At 33.5% G+C, this 3,936-nt stretch carries 3 protein-coding genes; all 3 read right to left on the bottom strand.

The features are described 5' to 3' along the window. Positions 1-151: 151 nt before the first annotated feature. Positions 152-904, bottom strand: coding sequence for a hypothetical protein (locus tag IAQ59_RS21615; RefSeq protein WP_209332936.1), 753 nt, complete (start codon positions 902-904; stop codon positions 152-154). Positions 905-1,182: 278 nt separating this feature from the next. Continuing rightward, the gene (locus IAQ59_RS21610) at positions 1,183-2,940 is read right to left on the bottom strand and encodes an InlB B-repeat-containing protein (protein WP_209332935.1); all 1,758 of its coding nucleotides are present in this window, start codon (positions 2,938-2,940) and stop codon (positions 1,183-1,185) included. A gap of 129 nt (positions 2,941-3,069) precedes the next feature. Continuing rightward, a complete protein-coding gene (locus IAQ59_RS21605; protein WP_209332934.1) occupies positions 3,070-3,639 on the bottom strand; it encodes an SH3 domain-containing protein in 570 nt (189 codons plus the stop codon). Between the last annotated feature and the right edge of the window lie 297 nt (positions 3,640-3,936).

Genomic DNA, 3,936 nt, shown 5'->3' with positions numbered 1-3,936 from the left:
TGGTGTGAGAGGCGCACCTCGCTAACCTAACGGTTGGCGGGGCCGTCTACTCGATTAGCACCAGAATTTCCGTTTTAATTAGATTCTGAACCTCGTCTTTAACCGTCTAATTGTTTGAAATAAATATTCATTAAACGGCTGATTTTAAGCTTTATAAATTTAATCTTTTCTTAAAATAATCAGTTTGGGAAATTTCATCAAAAGTATATATACCAAATGTCCACTTTTGTAATTGAATTGTTTCTGTTGAAGGGAATATACTTATTCTAATAGAATGTAAATAAGCTTCATATCTACAAAAAGTAGGATTATCAGCAAGTTCCCTTAATGAAACTCTCGAAACGTATTTATTAGCTTCGTTCGTAACCAACAATTCCAATAATCCAAAGTTATTCTGTTTGAACGATTTTTGTCCAATAACAGAGCCTCCCATTTTATTCCACAAAGGGAACCTTCCGTATTTTTGTCGAAACGCCTCTAATAGAATTCCTTCAACTCTTTTTATTTCTCCATAACCCTGTTCACCTAAAATGCTTATTAATTCAGTTTCGTTAAATGATTTATTAAATTTTTTTCTTTGACGTTTATTAATTGGCTGAGATAAAGCTGATTGCAAGACTATACTAAAACCAATATATTCATTGTTTTCAAAGTATTTTTCAATCTCATTATATTTACAATTTTTTTTGTTACAATAAAGTAAACCATTATGTTGCCTATATCTTTCTACCAAATCTACCGCTAATCCAATATATAAGATCTCTCTTGAATTGTAATCCCAATAACAGTATAGCCCAGCCGTAGCCCAATCTTGAGAATTATCAACGATTAAAATTTCAAGAGCTTTTTGAATATCTTTTCTTTCAGTCTTTTTATATTTTTCAATTACAATTGTACCAAGCATTTAAGTATTTTTTGTTTAAAGCCTTACTTTTGAAATCACCTTTGGTGACTATGCCTCAAATCTATATGGATATACTACATATGGCAATTCTAAATTCTGAATGATGAAAAGGTGGAATCACAAACTAGGGCTCTAAGAATATAATCCTGTTACCTACAGATATGGTCACATCTTAACCTTATGCACTAACTTTTCTATACATCTAACTTTAATTCTTGGCATAATTTACACATAGTTGATAAAGCTAGGTTCTATAAATACAATATCTTATTAGAAAATTATATTCCATCAAAACTTATTTTAATTATTAAAACGTCCTCTAAACCTTTATTGACTCCAGAAAAATCTTTATCATTTGACATAAAATGCCCTGTAATTCCATAAGATCCATCTGAAGATTGGACAACTGAAAAACCAACTTCATGCTTAGAACCTCCAAATGCCTTAATCCATTGTTTATTTCCATTGGAATCGAGTTTGACCGCAAATGCATCTGAATCACCTTTATTTAATCCAGCAAAATCCCCATCATCAGATGTAAATTCCCCCGTCAAAATGTATCCTCCATTTTCTGTCTGGATTATTGAATATGCTATTTCTCCATTTGTTCCTCCTAATGTCTTTATCCATTCTTTTTCTCCTCTTGAATCAATTTTAATAACAAATACATCACTCACACCTTTATTATCGTTAAAATCCCCATCTAAAGAGGTTGCTTTTCCGGCCAAGACAAATCCTCCATCTAAACACCTATATATGGAATAACCTTCATCCTCATTACTCCCCCCGAAAGTCTTCACCCATTCTTTTTGTCCAGTTGAACTAGTTTTTATAACAAATACATTTCCTGTTCCCTTATTCATTCCATTAAAATCCCCATCATTTGAAGTTGTTATTCCTGTAATAACGTATCCACCATCTTGAGATGGGGCAATAGAATTTCCGATTTCGACCTTACTTCCCCCAAATGACTTAATCCACTGCTTTTCCCCGGAAGAGTTTAATTTTAACAAATAAGTATAGGCCTCTCCTTTTCTTAATCCATTAAAATCCCCACTATTCGAATAAGAAATACCAGTTACTGCATACCCACCATCCTGAGTTTGAATTATTGCATAACCTAAAGCACCATTAGCCCCACCAAATGTCTTTGTCCATACCTTATTACCATTTAAATCTAATTTCAAGACAAAAATATCAAAATCATTTCTTGTCCTATTTGAGAAATCACCATTTGTAGATGCTGTTCTACCTGTAATTGTATATCCTCCGTCTTGAGATTCTATCACTGAAGATCCAATATCAATACTACTTCCCCCAAATGTTTTAATCCATTGCCTTTCTAAATTTGAATTTAATTTTATAACTATAATATCAACCCCTCCATTAAATTGATTATTAAAATCTCCATCATTTGAAAAGGTCGATCCAGTTATAATGTAACCACCGTCTGAGGTTTTATTAATAGAACTTCCTCGGTCTGTTTTACTTCCTCCAAAATATTTCATGAATGATGAAGGCAAAAATTTAGCTACAACATTTTTTTCTTTATCAATTGTTATTCTTTCTACTGAATTATTGCCGCTTATGTCCCCACCCCATTCAACAAATTCCCACCCCTCTTTAGGTTTAGGTATTAATTCAACAATTGTTTCGTATGGATACTCTCTCATATTAGGATTAAAAACGACCTTTTCTTCTACCAAACCCTCACCCTCTACAGTAATATTCAAAGGATAGTCTTTTCTTATAAAAATCGCATTTATTTTTTTATCGGAGTTCATGGTTAAGGTAAGTGGAATAGTAGTACTTATTAAATCTCCATCCCATGTTTGAAATACCCATCCTTGATTGGGTTCAGCAAAAACACTTATAACTTCACCATCCTGGAATTTCCCCTTTGAAGGTGTGATTTTGCCACTCTCAACTGGAATCACCTCAGTCGTTAGGGAATAACTCATAAGCTCCTTCTCACTTTCACAAGAAATAGTGATAAAACCTATTAAAATAATTGATAAAAACTTTGATCTTACCATATACATATATAATTAAACTTTTTAATTAACTACTTTAATTTTTGGTCATATTCAACCAATTATTACAATTTTATTTTAATGAATAACTGAAAAATCTAAATGAGATATTAAAATACTTCATTTCAAATTTTAATCTGTTCTAATGAAATCTTGATGTATGTAACCTTCCTTCCAATTTGCTCTCACTTTTACCCATTCTCCTTGCCTTTCAATCAAAAATATTTCTGTGTCTTTATCTAAGGATTTGAGTATATCATGATTTGTTCCTGGGCCTGCTCTCAGATTTACTTTTGAACTTGTTTTTCCTTCTTTGTATTTGCTAAGGTCAACCCGTTTGAATATGCAACCTTGGTAAGTGATTGTATTATTATCTACTAATTCAAAAAGACCTACTCCGCCTTGGTTAAACATATTTGAATTGATATAAATTACTCCGTTATCTATATGGTAATCTACTTTCATTTCTTGCTTTACGCCAAAGAAAGACATTGAATAATAGCACTTGCCATTTTTAAATGTAATCACCCCAATACTTGAGCATGCTATCTCTTTTCCAAGTTCAACTCCCCATCCAAAAAGGCTTTCCTCTTTCTTTTTCTCCTTAGGAACTTCTGTATATATGAAAGTTCCTTCCAGTTTATTGTAGTTACAAGATGAAAGAACTAGCGCGATGATAAAAAGTAAAATTGTTGATTTCATGGTTCTTTAATTTTGGTGCTAACGTTTTGGCGCTTGGCGCAGTGGCGGATTTTTAGCACAAATGTTCATTAGAAGCACTAAACTTGAACCTTGCACTAAACTGTCATAGAAGCACTTAACCCGCCATTGAGCCAAACGCCTGTGTGTGCCCGGCATGGGCATCTGGTATCGAAGATACCATAATATTCCAGAGGGTGCAAGTCCCTTACGTGCGGGGGTAACGCCCCGAAGCGTTAGCAAGTCGCAAGGTGGTTTGCCGTGAGGCATGCACTGAAGGAAGCGAGACTGCAAACCCCG

Source organism: Lunatimonas salinarum, assembly GCF_017811155.1.
GTDB classification, from domain to species: Bacteria; Bacteroidota; Bacteroidia; order Cytophagales; family Cyclobacteriaceae; genus Lunatimonas; species Lunatimonas salinarum.
This window is presented reverse-complemented; position numbering and strand designations above follow the sequence as displayed.

What these genes read in the sequence shown, in the direction of transcription:
- IAQ59_RS21610 (WP_209332935.1), bottom strand. Translation starts at nt 2,940, where the DNA reads ATGGTAAGATCAAAGTTTTTATCAATTATTTTAATAGGTTTTATCACT.
- IAQ59_RS21615 (WP_209332936.1), bottom strand. Translation starts at nt 904, where the DNA reads ATGCTTGGTACAATTGTAATTGAAAAATATAAAAAGACTGAAAGAAAA.
- IAQ59_RS21605 (WP_209332934.1), bottom strand. Translation starts at nt 3,639, where the DNA reads ATGAAATCAACAATTTTACTTTTTATCATCGCGCTAGTTCTTTCATCT.